The organism is Archangium sp., from assembly GCF_045802675.1.
Taxonomy (GTDB): domain Bacteria; phylum Myxococcota; class Myxococcia; order Myxococcales; family Myxococcaceae; genus Archangium.
This window is the reverse complement of record NZ_JBJMQO010000039.1, coordinates 47,157-66,353: the sequence shown is the minus strand read 5'-3', so window position 1 is coordinate 66,353 and position 19,197 is coordinate 47,157. Positions and strand designations below refer to the sequence as shown.

General features: G+C 70.9%; 12 protein-coding genes. 7 read left to right on the top strand and 5 right to left on the bottom strand.

Translation table 11 applies throughout. The annotated features are described in order from the left end of the window. Positions 1-951: MFS transporter (locus ACJ8AN_RS11600; protein WP_407755358.1), on the top strand; the 951-nt coding region annotated here is incomplete at its 5' end. 30 nt (positions 952-981) lie between these two features. On the opposite strand, the gene ACJ8AN_RS11595 is transcribed toward ACJ8AN_RS11600, so the two are convergent. Together ACJ8AN_RS11595 and ACJ8AN_RS11590 are read right to left on the bottom strand one after the other, a co-directional pair. Then, positions 982-1,908 carry an AcvB/VirJ family lysyl-phosphatidylglycerol hydrolase gene (locus tag ACJ8AN_RS11595; protein WP_407755357.1) on the bottom strand — a complete coding sequence of 309 codons (927 nt, stop codon included), beginning with the start codon at positions 1,906-1,908 and terminating at the stop codon, positions 982-984. A gap of 51 nt (positions 1,909-1,959) precedes the next feature. Continuing rightward, positions 1,960-2,889 (bottom strand): hypothetical protein, encoded by a 930-nt coding sequence (locus tag ACJ8AN_RS11590; RefSeq protein ID WP_407755356.1) that lies wholly within the window; start codon positions 2,887-2,889, stop codon positions 1,960-1,962. Between the two features lie 123 nt (positions 2,890-3,012). Here ACJ8AN_RS11590 and ACJ8AN_RS11585 point away from each other — a divergent pair, with 123 nt between their 5' ends. Further along, positions 3,013-4,248, top strand: coding sequence for an MFS transporter (locus ACJ8AN_RS11585; protein ID WP_407755355.1), 1,236 nt, complete (start codon positions 3,013-3,015; stop codon positions 4,246-4,248). Between the two features lie 72 nt (positions 4,249-4,320). Here ACJ8AN_RS11585 and ACJ8AN_RS11580 read toward each other — a convergent pair whose 3' ends face one another. Continuing rightward, entirely contained in the window at positions 4,321-5,421 is a 1,101-nt protein-coding gene (locus tag ACJ8AN_RS11580; RefSeq protein WP_407755354.1) for a hypothetical protein, read from the bottom strand. A gap of 461 nt (positions 5,422-5,882) precedes the next feature. On the opposite strand from ACJ8AN_RS11580, the gene ACJ8AN_RS11575 reads away from it, so the two are divergent. Then, on the top strand, positions 5,883-6,884 hold the full coding sequence (locus tag ACJ8AN_RS11575; RefSeq protein WP_407755353.1) for a type 1 glutamine amidotransferase: 1,002 nt from the start codon (positions 5,883-5,885) through the stop codon (positions 6,882-6,884). Between the two features lie 11 nt (positions 6,885-6,895). On the opposite strand, the gene ACJ8AN_RS11570 is transcribed toward ACJ8AN_RS11575, so the two are convergent. Next, positions 6,896-8,476: a serine/threonine protein kinase gene (locus tag ACJ8AN_RS11570; protein ID WP_407755352.1), complete on the bottom strand. Its 1,581-nt coding sequence runs from the start codon at positions 8,474-8,476 to the stop codon at positions 6,896-6,898. Positions 8,477-8,814: 338 nt separating this feature from the next. Here ACJ8AN_RS11570 and ACJ8AN_RS11565 point away from each other — a divergent pair, with 338 nt between their 5' ends. Beyond that, positions 8,815-13,890 carry a tetratricopeptide repeat protein gene (locus tag ACJ8AN_RS11565; protein ID WP_407755351.1) on the top strand — a complete coding sequence of 1,692 codons (5,076 nt, stop codon included), beginning with the start codon at positions 8,815-8,817 and terminating at the stop codon, positions 13,888-13,890. On the opposite strand, the gene ACJ8AN_RS11560 is transcribed toward ACJ8AN_RS11565, so the two are convergent. Next, the gene (locus ACJ8AN_RS11560; protein WP_407755350.1) at positions 13,863-14,165 is read right to left on the bottom strand and encodes a hypothetical protein; all 303 of its coding nucleotides are present in this window, start codon (positions 14,163-14,165) and stop codon (positions 13,863-13,865) included. The two genes, ACJ8AN_RS11565 and ACJ8AN_RS11560, sit on opposite strands and share 28 nt — an antisense overlap. A gap of 498 nt (positions 14,166-14,663) precedes the next feature. Between ACJ8AN_RS11560 and ACJ8AN_RS11555 the strand changes: the two genes are divergently transcribed. The 3 genes from ACJ8AN_RS11555 (at position 14,664) to ACJ8AN_RS11545 (ending at position 19,162) form a co-directional block, all read left to right on the top strand. Beyond that, positions 14,664-16,496 (top strand): BTAD domain-containing putative transcriptional regulator, encoded by a 1,833-nt coding sequence (locus ACJ8AN_RS11555; protein ID WP_407755349.1) that lies wholly within the window; start codon positions 14,664-14,666, stop codon positions 16,494-16,496. 164 nt (positions 16,497-16,660) lie between these two features. Continuing rightward, the gene (locus ACJ8AN_RS11550) at positions 16,661-18,352 is read left to right on the top strand and encodes a polysaccharide deacetylase family protein (protein WP_407755348.1); all 1,692 of its coding nucleotides are present in this window, start codon (positions 16,661-16,663) and stop codon (positions 18,350-18,352) included. Positions 18,353-18,424: 72 nt separating this feature from the next. Further along, positions 18,425-19,162 carry a hypothetical protein gene (locus ACJ8AN_RS11545; protein WP_407755347.1) on the top strand — a complete coding sequence of 246 codons (738 nt, stop codon included), beginning with the start codon at positions 18,425-18,427 and terminating at the stop codon, positions 19,160-19,162. Positions 19,163-19,197 lie beyond the last annotated feature (35 nt).

Sequence of the window (19,197 nt, the reverse complement as noted above, 5' to 3'; positions counted from 1 at the left end):
CGGCCCGCCCTCCCCGTGTTCATGGCCGCCGAGGCCGTCTTCGCCATCGCCTACACGCTCCACTCCGGCGCCGACGAGGCGCTCGCCTATGACAGCCTCAAGAGCCTCGGGCAGACGGAGCGGGCGGCGCACGTGCTCGGCCGCATGGAGTCCTTCAAGCTCGTCGGCATCATCACCGGCACGCTCACCGGCGGTTTCATCGCGAGCGCCTACGGCCTGAGCGCTCCCATGCGCGCCTACGTCTTCCCGGCCGCCGCCGCCTTCCTGCTCGCGCTCACCCTCCGCGAGCCCCCGCAGTGGACGCAGGAGCGGAAGACCCGCACGAGCTACGCCCGCATCCTCACCGAGGGCGGACGCTTCTTCCTCGGCCACAAGGTGGTGCGGCTGCTCGCCTTCGAGCTCGCCCTCACCAACGCGCTGGCCTGGGGGCTCATCTGGCTCTTCCAACCGCTGCTCGAGCGCAGCGGGCTGCCCCTGCGCTTCTTCGGCGTGGTGCATGCCCTGTCCTGCGTCGGGCAGATCCTCTTCCTCGGCAACGCCGCGCGGCTGGAGCGCTGGAGCGGCTCGATGCGGCGGCTGCTGCTCGGGGCCACCGTGCTCTCGGGCGTGAGCTTCCTGCTGCTCGCCTCCACGCGGTGGCTGCCGCTTGTCATCGTGGGGATCATCGTGGGCTTCACCTTCAGCCTCCCGCGCATCCCCCTCTTCAGCGCCTATATCAACCACCACGTCCCGTCCGAGCGGCGGGCCACGGTGCTCTCCTTCGTGTCGATGGTGCGGACCCTGGGCATCGTCGTCATCAACCCGCTCATCGGCCTGCTCGCCGAGTGGTCCCTGTCGTGGACCATGGCCATCCTCGGGGCGGGGCTCATCGCGCTCGCGGCGGGCTCGCGCATCGAGGAGCAGCACCTCGTCAGCTCCGAGGTGCCTCCCGAGCCACCCGCCGCCGGGTGACGCGAGCCCTGGCTTACAGGGGCCGGGGACTCAACCGTGGGTGCCCGCGTCGGTACCTGCGTCCTGCACGGGAGGCCGCGCGGTGGGCGTAGGCTGCGCGGGCGCGGTGGGCTGCGCATCAGGCGCTGTGGGCGTGGGCTCGGGCTCCACGGGGATGGCGCGGTAGCTGTCGAGGAACTCCTGCAGCCAGTGCCTCGGCTTGGAGAAGCCGTGCCCCACCTTCTCGAGCCGCACCACGTGCGCGTTGCCCAGCTCCTTCGCGAAGGCTTCCACGTTCGCCAGGGAGCACGTCTCGTCGAGGGTCCCTCCCAACACATACCAGGGCGAGGACAGCTGCTTCACGGGCGCGAGCAGCTCACCCTTGCCGTTCGGCGTGCGCGTGCGGGTCAGGCCGTTGGCCTCGCAGATCGGCGTGCTCATGTCCTGGTCCGCACAGAAGCCGAGGCTCATTGCTCCCTGGAACCGTCCCTCCGGAGACTGCGCCAGCGCGGCGTACGCGAGCGTCGCCCCGGACGAGTACCCCACCACCACCGGATGCAGAGAGCGCTCCATCCCGAGCTGCTTCTGGACGAACTGGCTCAACGCCTCCAGGTCTCCCGCGATGTCGGCGCACTCCACCTTCGTCGAGTCCAGCGCCTGGAGGTAGCGCGGCGTATTCAGGCCCAGCACCAGCGCGCCCTCGGCCACGAGCGAGCGGCCCATGTCCACCACGCCCGCCGACCACCCGCCATCTCCGGATAGGAAGAGCACCACGCTCTTCGGCTCGCCCTTGGGATGCAGGAGCGACACCTTGCCGAAACGCCCGAAGGTCAGCTCCCTCGGCCTGGCCTTCGCCTTCGCCTTCGTCTTCGCCGCGGTGGCCGTCTGCTTCGCGGCGAGCGCGGGCGAGCAGACGGCGCACGACAGGGCCCCCCCGAGCAGCATGGCCCGGAGGCTCCTCGCGCTCGTCATCCGCATGGCTCCCCTCCCTTTCACGACGTGTCACGAGGTGGATGTGGAAACGGCCGCTCACGCGATGAGCGCGATGCGCAGCCCGAAGCTCGCGGCCAGATCGATCGACAGCCGGCCCGTGGCCTGGGAACCCAACAGCTTGCGCTCGGCGAGGAACACCCGGGCCGTGTCGAGGGATTGAACCTTCAGGACGAGCTCGTCGATCCGCTCGTCCGGACCTGGAATCACCCGGAGGGCGGGGCCCCGGCCCGGCTCGAAGCGCCCGGCCTCCGAGGGCTCGAGGGGCGCGAGGATCTCACTCCACGCGCGCCGCACCCGCAGCGGGTCTCGCGACATCATGACGATCTCATCGACGCCGAGGATGCCGAGCGGACCGAGCGGGCCCTTCGCGTCTGCGAGCACCCGCTCCATGCTGCGCAGGGGGCCCTCGAAGGGCGGCACGTACTCCACCGCGAACAGCATCCCCTTGTTGGCGAACGCCCGGTTGAAGAAGCGCCTGGCCCACTTGCCCTGCACCTGCCTGGGCTTGCGCGGGGTGCGCGGCCGGCGGCGCGTCATCGCGAGGAAGAGCCGCAGCCAGAGACTCGAGCCGCCCCGGTCATCGAAGTAGACGCTCTTCCAGAGCGTCCGCGGCGCGCCGTCCTCCGCCGGCTCCACCATGGGCGAGGCCCCGCCGGAGCGGACGCCGCGGGCCCGGAGCGCCTGGGGCAGCTCGTCGATGGGGAGCGTCGGCTCCAGGACGAGTCCGAACAGTTTGACCGGCGGAGCCCCCGGACGCGGCGGCCCCATCTGGAGGAGCTCCAGGGGAATGTTGCCGAGCGCCACGCCCGCGCTCGAGAACGACGCGTTCCGGGTCATCCACGGCGAGGGCAGGCCCAGTGTCTTGGTGAAGAAGTCGAGGACCTTGTCCAGATGCCCGGGAGCGACACGCACGATGAGGTGCTCGAAGCACCGGAACAGGGCAGCAGGAGATTCCGAACCCGTCATAGAGACTCCAACCCTAGCCGGTGGAACTCCCGGGTCGAGGACACAAGCTCCATGCGCCTCCGACTGAACAGATGGAACGCTCACGGGCCAGCGCGAGTGCGCACCCCGATGCAGAGTGGGACCATGGCCCCACGCCAGGACGGCGCCGAGACGACACCGGAAGCAGCCTCGCCCCTCCTCCCCCGGATCGAGGCGCTCGTCTTCGTCACGGTGTTCCTCGACCTGGTCGGCTTCGGCATCGTCATCCCGCTGCTGCCCTTCTACGTGCAGTCCATGGGCGGCTCGCCGCGCACCGTGGGTGTGCTGCTCGGCTGCTTCTCCTTCACCCAACTCCTCGCCACTCCCGTGCTCGGGAGGTACTCGGACCGCTACGGCCGCCGCCCCATCATCCTGTTCAGCCTCGCGGCCAATGCCGTGGCCATGGGCCTCTTCGCCCTCGCCAGCTACCAGCTCCTGCTGCCGCTCCTCTTCGTCTCGCGCATCCTCGCCGGCGCCACCTCGGGCAACATCTCGGCGTGCCAGGCGTCCATCGCGGACGTCACCACGAAGGAGACCCGCGCCCAGGCCATGGGCCGGATTGGAGCGGGCATCGGCCTGGGGCTCATCCTGGGGCCCATGATTGGCGGCGTGTCCTCGCAGTGGGGTGCGTGGCTCCCTCCCCTGGCGGCCGGTGCCCTCGCGCTCGTGGGGGCGCTCGGGGTGCTGCTGGCCATGCCCGAGACCCACCCGGCCTCGGCCCGCACCACCTCGCAGGTCCGCTCGCGGTGGAGCGCCATCCAGGACTCGCCCCACCCGCGCGCCCTGCTGATGGTGCTGCTGCTCTACTTCCTCGTCTTCCTCGCCATGACGACGCTCCAGGTGGCCTTCGCCCTGCTCGCCCAGGCGCGGCTCGACTGGAGCCCGAAGCAGGTGGGGTACGTCTTCGCCCTGCTGGGTGCACTGGGGCTCGTCATCCAGGGCGGGCTCATCGGTCCGCTGTCGAGTGCCGTGGGCGAGGTGCGTCTGTTCGTCATCGGCGCGCTGCTGCTCTCCGCGGGCCTGCTGGGCGTGAGCCTCGCCGAGCATCCTCTTCCCCTCATCGGAGCCGTGGCCGTGCTCGGCACGGGGCTCGGCTTCGTCCAGCCCCTGCTCTCGAGCCTCGCCTCCCAGGCGGCGAACCCCTCCCTTCAGGGGCTGACGCTCGGCCTGGCGCAGTCCTGCGGAGGGCTCGCGCGCACCGTGGGGCCAGTGGCCAGCGGCGCGCTCTTCGCGTCCCTCGGCACCAGCGCGCCCTTCACCGCCGGAGCGTTCGTCGCGCTCATGGCGGCGGCCATCGGTGCCCTGCTGAAACGGGAAGGACTCGGGAAGCCGCGCCGGTAGCTCCGGGCCGCGAAGGCCACGGGAACAGCAGGTCGCGGCTCCCCGAGGGACTGAACGTGATGGAAACCGCGCCTACCGCAGCAGCCGGGACCACCAGCGCCAGGCGCATTGGTCATTGGCGGGGATGTTCAGCTCGAGCTGCTGGATGACCGTCCCGTCCCGCGCGATGCCGAGACTCCGCCCCGAACACGCACTCCCGCCGAAGGGAAGGACGAGGTCACCACACGACTCCCCGGTGCTGGTGAAGAGGCGCACACTCTCCTGACAGCCCGAGCCCGCGATGAACGTGGGCGGGGGCACGAGGGCGTAGGCGCGGTCATGGCGGATGAGGGTCAGGTCGGTGCCGGGGTTGGCCACCAGCCAGCTCGGGGCCGGCAGGGTGGTGGGCTCGCCACTGGGGTACTGCCGTACCCACGCGTCGTCGAGCCGGAGCACCAGCCCTTCTCCGACCAATGGCCGGAGAAACGCCGTGGAGACGGCGGGCGGATCCGACGCCTCGGTCGCGGGGAAGGGTGGCGTGCGTGCCGACCCATCCTGTCTCAGCCACTGTCCCGTCCAGACGGCGGCCCCACTCGCGCGCCACAGCACGAGCGTGCGCCCCCGCTGGTCGACTCCGACGAGGACGCCGGGGGACTCGGAGGCGAGGAGGGTCAGCACGGTGCGGGGTGACGCACGCGGGCGGCCCTTCTCATCGAAGGATTGGACTCGCAGGGTCCAGGTCTGGCCATCTCCCCCCGCGGCGCTCCACCAGGCGGCCACGGTGCCACCGGAGGGATCCGCGGCCACATCCAAGGCCCCCAGGGGTACCGGCAGGATCGAGGTCTGCCGTAGGAACTCGCCCTTGGAGGAGTACGCCTGCAGCCTCGCGGCGGCGGGAAAGCTGTCGATGAGGAGGTGGAATCCCTGGCGCTGGGGAAGGAGCAGGGAGCCGAAATCGCCCCCCAACAACCGCACCCCCAAGGGGACGCCCTTGATCGACACGAGCGTCCAGACCACCACGCCCAACGGGCCGTCGTTGCGGAGCGCCAGGGTTCCGGAGCCATCGCCCGTGCCCGGGCCGCAAGCCGCCTCCGGGCCATTGGCCGGGGTGATGAAGCTCGTGCTCGGGCCGAGCTCCTCCGGCCGGACGTCCGCGCACGACAGCGCGTGCCCGGTGTTCCACTGCGCGGACACGGCCTCCTCCTGCTCCGCCGGTTCCGGTGCTGCCGCACCCTCGTCCTGAGTGTTCCGCCACGCCTCTTCCCGCTGCCCGGGCGTTTCGAGCTCGGGCTCCTGTGCCGTTTCAACGCACGCGGCGAGCCCCACCGCGAGTAGCAGAACCACCTGTCCCGCACTTCCCCGTTTCATGCTGTCCCCCCTCCTCGAAGCAAGACGAGTCCCTCAGCCCATCAAGGCCTTGTCTCGAGCCCCCTGCTGGCGTCACCCCGGAAAGGGGTGAGGCCTGGCGCAAGGGTGCACATCACCTCTCGCATCCGAAGCCGGACGTTGGGAGGGGCACTGGGTTCATCCAAGGACCACCACACGGGCCCACCGCGCATGGCCATTGTCGCCAAGACGATGAATCGCGGTGGGGGGACGCCTCGCCGAGAGGAGCGGGTGCTGCACCGTATGGCTGGCGTGCGAATGTTCCCCGCATGACCACCCCTTCTCCCCGAACCGCCACCGTCCTGATCCACGACGAAGAAGAAGGCCCCGGGCTGCTCGGCCCCGCACTGCGGCGCGCGGGCTTCACCCTGGACGTCCGATCTCGAGCCCCGACCCCCGAGGACACGGAAGCGGACCTGGTCGTGGTGATGGGAAGGTCCGTGGGCGGCTCGGAAGCGGAGCCCTCCTCGCTCCTGGAGGAGGAACGGCGGTTGCTGGCTCGCCGGTTGGAGGCGGGGCGGCCGAGCCTGGGCATCGGAACGGGCGCGCGGTTGCTCGCCGCGGCGGCGGGCGCCCGGGTGCACCCGGGTGAGAAGGGTCCGGTGATGGGCGTGCATCCGGTGTCGCTGACGCTGGAGGGGCTGTCGGATCCGCTGTTCGCCGGCTTCGAGGAGTTCTTCGACATCCTCCACTGGCAGGGCGACACCTTCGAGTCCGTTCCCGGGGCGCAGTTGCTGGCCTCGACGGCCCGCTACCCGCAGCAGGTCTTCCGGGTGGGCAACTCCTATGGCGTGCAGTTCCACCCCGAGGTGGATGGGGCCATGCTCGAGCGCTGGATCCGCGCCTCACCGGACGACGTGGCCCGCGTGGGGCTCGGCGCCGAGGAGCTGTTGAAGCGCGAGGGCCCGAGGCTGGCGCGCGTGCAACAACACGCGATGCTGCTGATGGAACGGCTGGCGAGCTACTTCGCGAAGCAGGTAGGAGCGGGAGGCGGAGAGCGCTTCCTGTTCACCGTGGAGTCGATCCACCGCCTGGCGGGCCGGGGCGTGCTGCTCTCGCCGGGCATTCCGCGCCGCACGCCCATCGTGCGCGTGGGCCAGAGCATCTCGCTCAAGCGGCCCGATGGCTCGCGCGTGGAGGGCACCGTGCGCGGCATGGCCAGCTTCGGAGAGACCGGGGCCGCCATTCCCCTGCTCGTGCTGCTGGACGCGCCCGACGCGGAGGTGCCCGCGGGCTCGGAGGCCCTCACCTCGGCGCCCCTGACGGTGTAGCGCGTGGCCTGTCAGGCGGAAGCGCTGGCTTCCACCCGGCGGCCCTGACGAGGCGCCTCCACGCCCAGCTCGGCGGCGAGTGCCTCCAGGGCCTCGGGCGCGACCCGGGGATCCTGCCGCAGACGGCCGAGCGCGCGAATCGACTCGGGCGCCTCGGGCTCGGCACACTGGACCTGGGCGACGAAGGCCGCCGCGCACAGCAGGGCCCTCGCGGCGGCGCCCTGGGGAGGACCGGAGTTACGCCCCGCGAGCAGCACCTCGGAGAGGAGCTCGCCCAGCTCCGGCGACTCCCCCACCAGCGTCCGCACGCGCGAGAGCGTGGGCAGCACGAAGCGCCGGGGCTCCTCCAGCCGCGCCGCGAGCACGAGCGTCCGCGCCGCCAGGGCGGCCCGCGTCTCCTCCGCGTCGTCACCCCCCAGCCGCCACACTCCGCCACGGGTGAGCCGCACCAACAGGGGCGCGAGCTCCGCGCTGCCACCCACGAGCCCCAGGGCCTCGCCCAGCAGCCGCGCGTGCAGGTTCTCGGGCGGCGGCTGACGAGGCGGTGCGGGCTCCGTCTCCAGGAGCGCGTCATCCGGAGGCGGCGGTGGCTGCGGAAGCTCCACGGGGAACAGCACCGGCGGAGGCTCCGGATTCAATCGCCGTCCCTCGGTCACCGGGACGAGGTGCAGCATGGCCTCCGGGCGCGCCGGAGTGCGATCCGTCTGGGAGAGCGCCTCGGGCTGTGCGCTCCCGCCCTCCTCGAGGAACGAGCGGCGCGCGGGGAACACACGGGAGAAGAGCTGGGCGAGGTCGAGATGATCCACCCCGAGCTGACGCTCGACGAGGAAGTCGCGCAGCGTGTCGGCGAACGCGCGCGCCGAGGGGAAACGGGCCTCGGGTGAAGCGGCGAGCGCCTGGAGCAGCACCGCCCACAGAGAGGGAGGACACCCGGGCACCGGAGCGAGGCCGCGCTCGTCGAAGGTGCGGATGTGGTGGAGGACCCGCGGCTGGGAGCCATCGAAGAGGGGCCGTCCGGCCAGTAATTCGTAGAGGATCAACCCGAGGCGGAAGACATCGCCGCGCACATCCGCGGGGCGGCCCCGCACCTGTTCGGGCGTGAGATAGGGCGGCTCGCTCCGGGAGGCGCCTCCCGTATCCACGAGCTTCACCTCTCCACTCCGGGAGAGCCACACGTGGCAGGGCTGGAGGCCCCGGTGTTTGGCGCGAACCTCGTGGAGGGACACGAGGCCCTCGGCCACCTGCTGAACGATGAAACACAGCTCACGCAGGCCGAGCGGCAGTCCGCGCGCTTTCACCGTCGCGAGCAGCGAGGACAGGGTCTCTCCGTCCACGAGCTCCAGCACGCGGCAGGGCAGCTCGCCACTCACGCCGGTCTCGAGCACCCGTAGAACCCTTGCGTGCGGCCGCGCGGCGGACGTGCGGGCCGCGCCCAGGAAGAGGTCCACGAAGGTGGCCTCGCCCGCGAATCCGGGCAGGAGTCGTTCGATGAACACGGGGGACTCCCCTCCTCCCGCCCCCGCCAACCTGGCGAGGAAGACATCGGCTACACTGCCCGCACTCAACTTCCGGATGATGCGGTAGGTCCCCACGGGCGCCCCCCAGCTTCCGACCCCACCTGCCCGTCCGGCTCATCCCGGAAGCGGGCAGCCCGGGCATCGCCTGAAAGCTAGGAAGCCTTCGCGTACCGGCCACCCCGCCCCGCGGGACGAGTTGCCAGCCCGACAGCGCACGCCGCACGGTTCGGCGCCCTCTGTCCGCACCGGCACGCTTCCGCCCGGATCGAGCGCCTCGCTCACCCGGCAGGCGGCCATACAGCGGGCAAAATTCCAAGAAAGTCAGGAACTTGAGGGACCCGCCAACCACATGGTACGACCCCTGGCAGGCCTGCATTTGATGCCTTGATTCCCCTCACGGAGCCGGCTTTCCCATGAGCGAGCGAAACGATCTGCCGAGGATGCCCTCCTCGACCTCCCCGGGTGTATCCGTGCCTTCCGTCACGCTGGGCGGCACTCCCACGCGCCCGAGCGGCACCACCGAGGCCCTTGCCTCGCAGCTCTCCACGCTCCCCGCTGCCTCCAGCCCCGAGCAGGAGGCCCGCGAGCGCATCGTCACCCTGGAGCGCGAGGCGCGCGCCCTCGGTACCGAGCCCCAGGCCGCCCTGCTCTTCCATGAGATGGGCCGCCTCTGGGAGGACCCGCTCAAGAACCCGCGCAACGCGGCCATGGCCTACAACCAGGCCTACCGGCTCGCGCCCCGCTTCCTCGCCAACATCCGCGCCGCGCGCCGCCTCTTCGCCGACGTGGGCAACTGGCAGATGGCCGTGCAGCTGCTCGAGGCCGAGCTCGCCGCCACCGACACGCCCGCCGGCCGCGCCGCGCTCCTCTTCGAGAAGGGCACGCTGCTCGAGGAGCGCCTGTCGCGCGAGGAGGACGCCGCCGCCGCCTGGCGCCAGTCCCTGGAGTTGCAGCCCCAGGACGTGACGCTGCTCACCCAGCTCGAGGCCATGTTCGCCGCGCGCAACGACTACCCCTCGCTCGTCGAGGTGTACCGCCTGCTGGCCGCCACGCTGGAGACGCCCGAGCTGCGCGCCCACTACCTCTGCGCCGCGGGCATGGTGCTCGAGGAGCGCATCAAGCGTCCGGACCTGGCCGCCGCGTGCTTCCGCGAGGCCTTCGCGCAGGACCACTCGGATCCGCTGCTGCTCAACGCCCTCAAGCGCGTGGCCGTGCGCGAGGGCCGCGCCGAGGAGCTGCTCGAGGTGCTGTCCGCCGAGGCCGAGGTGCTCGGGGCCCAGGGCGCTTCCGCCTGGCTGCAGCTGTCCAAGATGTACGAGCGGCTCGGGCGCAAGGAGGAGGCACTGGCGGCCCTGCTGGACGCGCGCCGCGTGAGCCCCAACGAGCCGCTCATCCTCTCGGCGCTCGCCAACATCTACGAGACCCGCCAGCGCTTCGAGGAGCTCTCCGACGTGCTGCTCGCGTGGGTGGGCAGCATCAACGACGAGAGCGAGCTGGTGGCCATCAACCTGCGCCTGGCCGCGCTGTACGAGGAGGACCTCAAGCGCGACACGGACGCCATCGCCCGCTACCAGGCCATCATCGCGCGGATTCCGGGCCACGTCCCCGCGCTCGCGGGCCTGGGCAAGCTCTACTACCGCACGCAGAACTGGGAAGGCCTCGTCTCCGTCTTCGACGCCGAGAGCGCCGCCGCGCAGGACCCCAAGGAGAAGGCCGCGCGCATGTTCAAGGCGGCCGAGGTGCTCGAGGAGCGGCTGGGCCGGCAGGAGGAGGCCATCCAGCGCTACAACACCTGCCTCCAGCTGCAGCCGGGCTACCTCCCCTCGCAGAAGGCCCTCACCCGCCTCTTCGAGCGCCAGAGCCGCTTCGCCGAGCTCGTGGCCATGTACGAGCAGGATCTGCTCCAGACGCAGGACCGGGATCAGCTCATCACCACGCTCAACAAGGTGTCCCTCATCTACGAGGAGCGCCTGAGTGACCTGGACCACGCCATCGAGTGCATGCGGCGCATCCTCGAGCTGGCGTCGGACCACCTGCCCACCATCCGCAACCTGTCGCGGCTGCTCGAGCGCGCCGGGCGCTACCAGGAGCTCATCGACAACCAGGAGGTGGAGGCCTCGCTGGTGGGTGACACCAAGCAGGTGCTCTCGCTCTACCACCGCAACGCGGAGATTCTGGACGAGCACCTGAAGAACCGCGCGGGCGCCATCACCGCGTACGAGCGCGTGCTCACGCTCGCGCCCTCGTACCTGCCGGCGCTCAAGGCCCTGGGCCGGCTGTACGCGCAGGAGAGCAAGTGGGAGCAGCTCAGCCGCATGTACCGGGCCGAGGCGGAGTTCTCCGCCAACCCCGAGGCCGCCGCGGCGCTCATCTACAAGATTGGCGAGCTGTACGAGCACCGCCTCAAGGACGAGCACCAGGCCGTGGCCTGCTACCAGGAGGTGCTGACGCTGGCGCCGAGCCACTTCCCGGCGCTGCGCGCGCTGGCGCGGCTCTACAAGGCGCAGGGCGCGTGGGAGAGCCTCATCGAGGTGCTGCGCTCGGACGCCGCCAACCGGACGGACCCCCTCGAGCGCGCCAACGCCCTCTACCAGGCGGCCACCATCTGGGAGGACCAGCTCAAGCGGCCGGACATGGCCATCGAGGTCTTCCAGGAAGTGCTGCGGCTGGCGCCGGGCCACACGGTCACGCTGCGCGCGCTGGAGCGCCTGTTCCTGGCCGACGAGGACGTGAAGGAGCTGGTGGCGCTGCTGGATCGCGAGACGCAGATGGCGCAGACACCGGGCGCCCGCGTGGCCGCGTACGTGAAGCTGGCGCGGCTGTACCTGGACCGCTTCCAGGAGCCGGCGCGCGCGGCCCAGTGCTGCGAGGCGGTGCTGGCGCTGGAGCCCCACCACCTGGTGGCCCTCAAGACGCTGGAGCGCATCCGCGCGGGTGACCGGGCACGCCGGGGCGAGCTGCGCCTGCGCCTCGCCGAGCGCGTGAAGGATGGCCGGCTGCACACCGCGCTGCGGGTGAACGCCGCCACCGACCTGGACAAGGGCGCCGACGTGGAGGCCCTGCGCCGTGCCGTGGTGGAGAACCCGCGCGAGCCGCGGCTCGCCTTCATGCTGGAGCGCGCCCTGCGCCAGACGGGCGACGCGGCCGGGCTGTCCGAGCTCTACATCCGCCGCCTCCAGGTGGTGTCGGACGAGCTGGAGCGCGTGGAGCTGATGCTGCGCAGCGCGGAGCTGGACGAGACGCGGCTGAACAACCCCACCCGCGCCGAGCAGGCCTACCGCGCGGCGCTCCAGCTCCAGCCGCAGTGCCTGCCCGCGATGCAGGGCCTGCGCCGCGTGCTGGCCCGCAAGGGAGACACCGCCTCCGCCCGCGTGCTCCTGGAGAGCGAGGCGCGCACCAGCAAGGATCCCCGCAGCGCCATCGAGGCCTTCATCGCCGCGGCGAAGCTGGCCGCGGGCCCGCTGCAGGACTCGGACGGCGCCATCGCCCTGTACCGCCTGGCGCTGGAGAGGGATCCGCTCGACGCCACGGCCACCGCGGGCCTGGAGGATCTGCTGGCCTCGCGCGGAGGCGCGGCGGACCTGGCCACGCTGCAGGAGCGGCGCGGTGAGGCCCGGCTGGCCCAGGGTGACACCGCCGCCGCCGCCACGGCCTTCTTCGGCGCGGCGAAGACGTACCTCTCCGCGCTGGGCAACCGCGTCCACGCCCTGGAGCTGCTCGAGCGCACCCTGTCCATCCAGCCCAACCACCTGGAGGTCCTGGAGCTGCGCGCCCAGCTGCTGCTGGAGGACGGCCGCCACGCCGAGGCCGCCGCGCTGTTCGCCCAGCGCCTCCAGCTCGGGGGGGAGGCCGCCCTCCTGGCGAAGCTGAACCTCACGCTCGGCGCGCTGTACCAGGATCACCTGGCCGAGCCCGCCCGCGCCGCCGTGCACCTGCGCGCCGCGCGCGAGGCGATGCCGCAGAACGCCGAGGTGCTCGAGCGGCTGGCCACCCTCTTCCAGCAGGTACGCAACTGGGCGGGCGCGGTGGAGTGCCTGCAGAAGCTGCTCGAGCTGGAGCTGCCGGTGGCCGAGCGCGCGCGCCACACCGTGTCGCTGGCCGAGATTCACGAGCAGGGGCTCAACGACGGGGCCTCCGCGTCCACGCTGTACCGCCAGGCGCTGGAGCTCACCCCGGGCGACGCGACGCTGGTGGACCGGCTGGTGGGCCTGTACGAGCGCGCCGGCAACCTGCCCGAGCTGGCGCGGATGCTCGAGGCCCAGGCCGTCCAGGCGCACAACACCGGAGACACGAAGCGCGCGGCCTCGCTGCGCCTGAAGGTGGCGGACCTGTTCGCCGGCCCGCTGGAGGACCCCAACCGCGCGGTGACGCTGTACCGGCAGATCGTCGACGGGGACACCACCCACGTGCAGGCGCGCGCGGCCCTGGCCAACCTGTACATGCGCGACGCGGCGGCCTCGCAGCTCGCCATCGAGGAGCACCGGCAGTTGCTGCGCCTGGAGCCCACGCGCGTGGAGAGCCTGCACGCGCTCTTCCGGCTGTGGGAGGGCCTCAAGCAGAACGACAAGGCCTTCTGCGCGGCGTCGGTGCTCAACTTCCTGCGCTCGGCCAATGAAGTGGAGATGGCCTTCTACACGGAGATGCGCAGCCGCCTGCCCATGGAGACGCAGGAGCGGCTGACCATGGCGGACGTGGACGCGGGGCTCATGCACCCCTCGTCGCGTGGGCCGCTCGTCGAGGTGCTGCGCGCCGTGGGCGACCAGCTCAGCAAGCTGCACCCGGCCCAGCTCGAGCTGCTCGGGGTGGACCGCAAGACCGACAAGCTCAAGCCGGACCACGCGGTGTTCAAGGCCGTGCGCTCCGTGGCGCAGGTGTTCGGCGTGGAGGAGTTCGAGGTGTACCAGGCCCGCCGCGGCCTCATCGGCATGGAGACGACCGAGCCCCTGTCGGTGTGCGTGGGCCAGGACGTGGTGCGCCGCTTCAACGTGCGCGAGCAGAAGTTCCTCTTCGGCCGCGCGGTGATGGGCCTGGTGAACAAGACGGCGGTGCTCAGCAAGCTGTCGCGCGGTGAGACGGTGGACCTGTTCGGCAACTCGGTGCGCATCTACGCCCCGCAGTTCACCGCGCTGGGCCGCAACAACGAGGAGCTGGTGAAGCAGTACCGCCGGGCCTACTCGCGCAAGGCGCTCAAGGCGCTGGAGCCGGCCGCCCTGGAGCTGGGTCCCCAGTCGAAGGTGGAGCTGGAGCCCGTGCTCGAGGGCCTCTCGTACTCGGCGGACCGCGCGGGCATGCTGATGTGCGGCGACGTGTCGGTGGGCCTCACCATGGTGCTGCGCGAGGACCCGCACTTCGCCACCGCCCGCATCGACAATGCCGAGCCCCTGTTGCAGGCCCTGCGCGAGCGCGCCGACCTGCAGCAGGTGCTCTCGTACATCCTCACCGACGACTTCTTGCGCCTGCGTCAGCGCCTGGGTCTGTTGGTCTCGTGATGAAATGACCCGAGGTGAGGGGCTACCCCCCAGCGGCCCCTCACCTCGGATCGACCTGCAACCCCTCGGGCGACGTGTGTCGGTAGCAACGACGCGTTCTCCCCCGCGGCCTTCCGGACGTTGAACCCGGCGTTCAGGTAGAGGAAGGACACCTTGAGCGTCAGCCCGGTGTAGACGTTGGCCGGGAAGCCCGCGCCGCCCAGTGCGAACATGCCGCCCAGGCTGAACGTCTGGCGGCGATCCCGGCTGTTGAAGTCCACCGGCAGGAAGGCCACCCCGCCGAAACCATCGAGCGCCCACCCGCTGCTGCGGCTCGCGCTGCCCGGAGAGGCCTCGACGCCTTGAGGACGATCGGCGGAGGGGCCGGAGCCTTGGCCACGGCCGGAGCCGGAGCGCCCGCCGCAGCCGGAGCGGGCGTGGTGGCCGGAAACGGCACCGGGGCCACGACAGGCACTGGCGCGTTCTGCGCGAGGACAGGCCTCGCGAGGAGACACATGACCCCAGACATGCACAACCCCCGTGAAGCGCTTCACACCGCGAGACGAAGACATCATTCCCCCCTCCTTCTCTTCATCGGCGGGCCCGGCAACCCGCGACCTGACGAGAACCTTGCCGCCGAGGTGTGATCAGCGCGTGATGGAGGCCGTCACACCCCGGTCCCGAGCGTGACTGCGGTGTGACTGCTGTCTGTCTTCACGCGCGCACCCCCCTCACAACCTCCTTGCGGCCGACCTGATGGGGCGCGAAGAATCCACCCACCTTGGGAGGGGGCTATGGATACAGAGGCCACACGTATCGAATTGCTCGGACGTGCGCGCGTTGTCTCCGCCCCACTCGGGCCCAGGCACCTGGAGCGCAAGGCGGCGGCACTCGTCACCTATCTCTCCATCGAGGGCCCCACCGAGCGCAGCCGGCTCGCCAGCCTCTTGTGGCCGGACACGCCCGACAAGGCGGCCCGGGGCAACCTGCGCCAGCTGCTGCGCCGGCTCCGGCTCACCCTGGGCGAGCACAGCCTCGTGGGCGAGGACCCCGTCTGGTTGGGCGAGGGCCTGCTCATCGACACCCGCCTCATGAACGCGGGCTTCGAGGCGCACGACTACTCGCGGCTCTCCACCCTCCAGGGCGAGCTGCTCGCCGGCTTCACCTACGACGACTGTTCCGAGCTGGACGAGTGGCTCCGCGTCCAACGCACGCGTTTCCACTACCTTCAATGCCGCGCCGCCGAGGCCGAGGCCCTTCGCCTGGAACAGGAGGGCCAGCTCGGGGCCGCGCTCGACGCGGCACGGCGCCAGCTCCACCTCCAGCCCACTTCCGAGCAGGCCTGGCGCATGGTGATGCGCCTGAACCTGCGGCAGGGAGATCGCTCCTCGGCGCTCCAGGCCTACCGCGATTGCCAGGCCGTGCTGCACCGGGAGCTGGGGATTGATCCCTCCCCGGAGACGCGGGCGCTCGCCCAGGAGATAGAACGGCCCACGGACACGGAGCGCGCCCGGACCCGTCACGCCGACGAGGTGCCCTTGCTGGTGCTCTCCCCGCCGGTGCTGGTCGGGCGCGAGCACGAGTGGGCGGTACTGGAGGAGACGTGGACGGCGGGCCGGCCCGTGTACGTGCTCGGGCACGCGGGCCAGGGGAAGACGCGGCTGGTGTCCGACTTCTGTAGTGCCCAGGGCTCGTGGCTGCTGGTGGCGGCCCGGCCCGCGGATGCGACCACGCCCTACGCGACGAGCGCCCGGGTGGCCCGGGCCGTCCTGGGGCTCGCGCCGGAGCGGCCCTTGGAGCCGTGGGTGCGGCAGGAGATCGCCCGGCTCGTTCCGGAGCTCGGCCCCAGCGCGCCTCCCCTGCCCTCCAGCCCCGAGGAGAAGGCGCGGCTGGCCGAGGCACTCGCCCGGTTGATTCGCGCCTGCTGCGAGGAGATGGCGGCGCTGGTGCTCGACGACGCACACCGCTGCGATCCGGCCAGCTTCGAGCTCCAGCTGCGTGTGCAGGATTTGCTGATGGAGAACCCACCCGGTGAGGACTCGCTGCGGCTGTTCACCTGCTTCCGCACGGGCGAGCTGGCCCCCGGCTTCGAGGAGCGGCTGCGCGAGCACCGGGAGGCGGGGCTGGCGGCGTGGCTGGAAGTGGAGCCGCTGGCGCCGGGCTCGGTGGGCGAGCTGCTCGCGAGCATGTCCGTGCCCGGGCTGGAGGCGAGCGCTTCCGAGATGGCGCGGTACACGGGAGGCAACCCGCTCTTCATCATCGAGACGGTGCGCAGCCTCGTCGCGTCCGGAGTCTTCAACGGGACGCTCCCCGCGGTGCCGCCCACGTCGGATCGCGTGATGTGGCTGGTGGAGCAGCGGCTCAAGCGGCTCTCGCCGGATGCGCTGCGGCTCGCGCGCACGGTGGCGCTCACGGGAGCGGACTTCCGCCTGGAGCTGGCCGCGAGCGTCCTGGGGCTGCCGGCGGATCAGCTCGCCGCGCCGTGGAAGGAGCTGGAGGAGGCGAAGATCCTCCGCGGCGCCACCTTCACCCAGGGGGTGCTGCGCCGGGTCGTCATCGAGTCCCTCCCCCAGCCGGTGCGCGAGGCCGTGCTGCAACGCATCTCCGCCTGTTCACGCCGGGCGTAGGACGGGCATCGCATCGGGGTGCTCGCCACCTTGTGAGTCCGTGGTTTCCCGTAGATCCAAGTACCTCCAGAAATCGCAAGAGATAGCGGATTCATTGCTTCTCCTTCGCTTTCTCTATGATGGCCGCCATTCGGACGAGGGGGAGTCCATCACATGAGGTGCCTATGGGCGGTTTGAATGGGTTGCAGCGAGTGCTGAGCGCGCTCGTGGTGGCGCTGTTGATGGGAGCGGGATCCGCGGGGGCCTCGACGCCGTTCCAGCGGGGCATGGTGAGCATCACGCTGGATGACGGCTGGCCGTCGCAGTTCACGGGGGCGCGCCCGGCGCTCAACGCGCGCGGCCTCCCCGCCACCTACTTCCTGGTCACCGAGGGCATCCGCAACGGGTGGACCGGCTACATGACGGTGCCGCAGCTCCAGACGATCATCGCCGAGGGCAATGAGATCGGCGCCCACACGATGACGCACCGGGATCTCACCACCCTGTCCGCCACCGAGGTGGAGACCGAGCTGCGCGATTCGCAGGCGTGGCTGAAGACGCAGTTCGGCCTGTCGGCGATGCCCTCGTTCGCCTCGCCCTACGGTGCCTACAACGCGAGCGTGCTGACCACGATCCAGAAGTACTACCGCAGCCACCGCACGGTGAACGGCGGGCAGAACTTCAAGGACTCGAACATCCTCCAGCTGCGCTCCTATGACGTGAACAGCGCCGTCACCGTGGCCACCGTGCGCGGGTGGATCGACAGCGCCGCCGCCGATGGCAGCTGGCTCATCCTCACCTTCCACCAGTTCGTGAGCGGCACGCCCACGCAGGAGACGGAGATCAACCAGGCCAACTTCGAGGCGATCCTCGACTACCTCCAGACGAAGAACCTCAAGCCCGTCACCGTCGCGCAGGGCGTGGCGCTGATGGATGGAGTGACGGGGGACACCTCGGGCAACGCGACCGTCTACGACGACGCCACGGGTGATGGCTTCGCGGACTGGAGCTGGGCCACGCACAGCCTCGGCGACCGCACCGTGGTGCACAGCGGCGTCGCGTCCATCTCCGCCGAGCTCGATGGCTGGAACGCCCTCTTCCTGCACCACACCTCGGGGCTCGCCGCGAACCAGTTCTCGGCGCTCGAGCTGTGGGTGAACGGCGGCACCACCGGCGGCCAGGGCGTGCGGGTGGCGTTCTATGACGGCTCGACGCCGCTCGGCTCGGTGCGGCTGGACACGGTGATGGGCCATCCCATCCAGGCGGGCACGTGGCAGCAGGTCGTCGTGCCGCTGAGCTCCGTGGGCCTGTCCACCGGCACCGTGCGCGATATCTACATCCAGGACGACACGGGCACGGACCAGCCCACCGTGTACCTCGACGATATGCGGCTGGTGAAGGCCAGCACGCCCCCGCCGCCCCCGACGACGCCGGCCTTCTCCCTCTACGCCGACGGGCTCGGCGCCGGCTTCAATGACTGGAGCTGGGCCACGCACAACCTGTACTCGAGCGGCATCGTCCACGCGGGCACGTCCGCCCTCTCCGTCGAGCTGGACAGCTGGTCGGCCCTCTACTTCCACACCAACACGGGCGTGGACCTGAGCCGCTACAAGACGCTCTCGCTGTGGGTGCACGGTGGCACCTCGGGCGGGCAGATCGCGCGCATCATCCTCAGCGACGGCTCGAACTTCCTCGGGGAGATCCGCCTGGATCAGGCGCTGGGCCACTCCATCCAGCCAGGCACCTGGCAGCAGCTCACCATCCCATTCAGCACGATCGGGGTGCGCGCTGGCTCGCTGCGCGAGATCTACATCCAGGACCAGTCGGGCACCGACCAGGGCACGCTCTACATCGACGACCTGCAACTCATCCCCTGAAACTCCCCGGCTGATCGCCCTTCCCACTCCGAGGTCACCCTGCGTCTTCTCCGTCCGACACTCGCTCCCCTGATGGTGCTGCTCGCGCTCACGCAGGGCTGCGGAAAAGACGACCCGGCGGTGGCCGGGCCGGGGGGCGATCAGCCGCAGCAGGATCCGAAGTACTTCGCGACACTGCCGCCCGGCGCCACCCTGCCCTCCGGGGCCGAGTGCGCCGCGCGGGTCCGGCGCTCCTCGTGGGAGCCCCGCCCCGAGAACGCGCAGGCCAACCAGACGCGAGGCCACTACATCCCCGACGTGCTCATCGACGGGGCCAGTGACGCGTTCAACGCGCGCATCACCCCGAGGATCGACGGAGACTTCACGGGTACCACGGATGAGATCCTCCAGTGGGGCGCGTGCAAGTGGGGCTTCGACGAGGACCTCGTGCGCTCGGTGGCGGTGGTGGAGAGCTGGTGGAGGCAGTCCACCGTGGGCGACAGCGGGGCGAGCTACGGCCTGTTGCAGCTGAGGACGACGGTGCACACGGGCACGTTCCCGCTCGCGCGCGACAGCAGCGCCTACAACGTGGACTACTCGCTGGCGTGGCGGCGCGCCTGCTACGAGGGCGAGTTCACCTGGATGAACGACCCGGGCAAGCACGGCGGGTACGTGAAGGGTGACGAGTGGGGTTGCGTGGGCGCGTGGTACTCGGGCGACTGGTACGACGGGGACGAGGACGTGCGCTACAGCGGCGCCCTGCCGTACCTCAAGGAGGTCAAACAGCGGCTCGCCGAGCGCACCTGGACGCTGTCCGAGTTCCTCTACTGAGCCTGGCGTTCATCCTCCGCACCACGCTCGAGGAC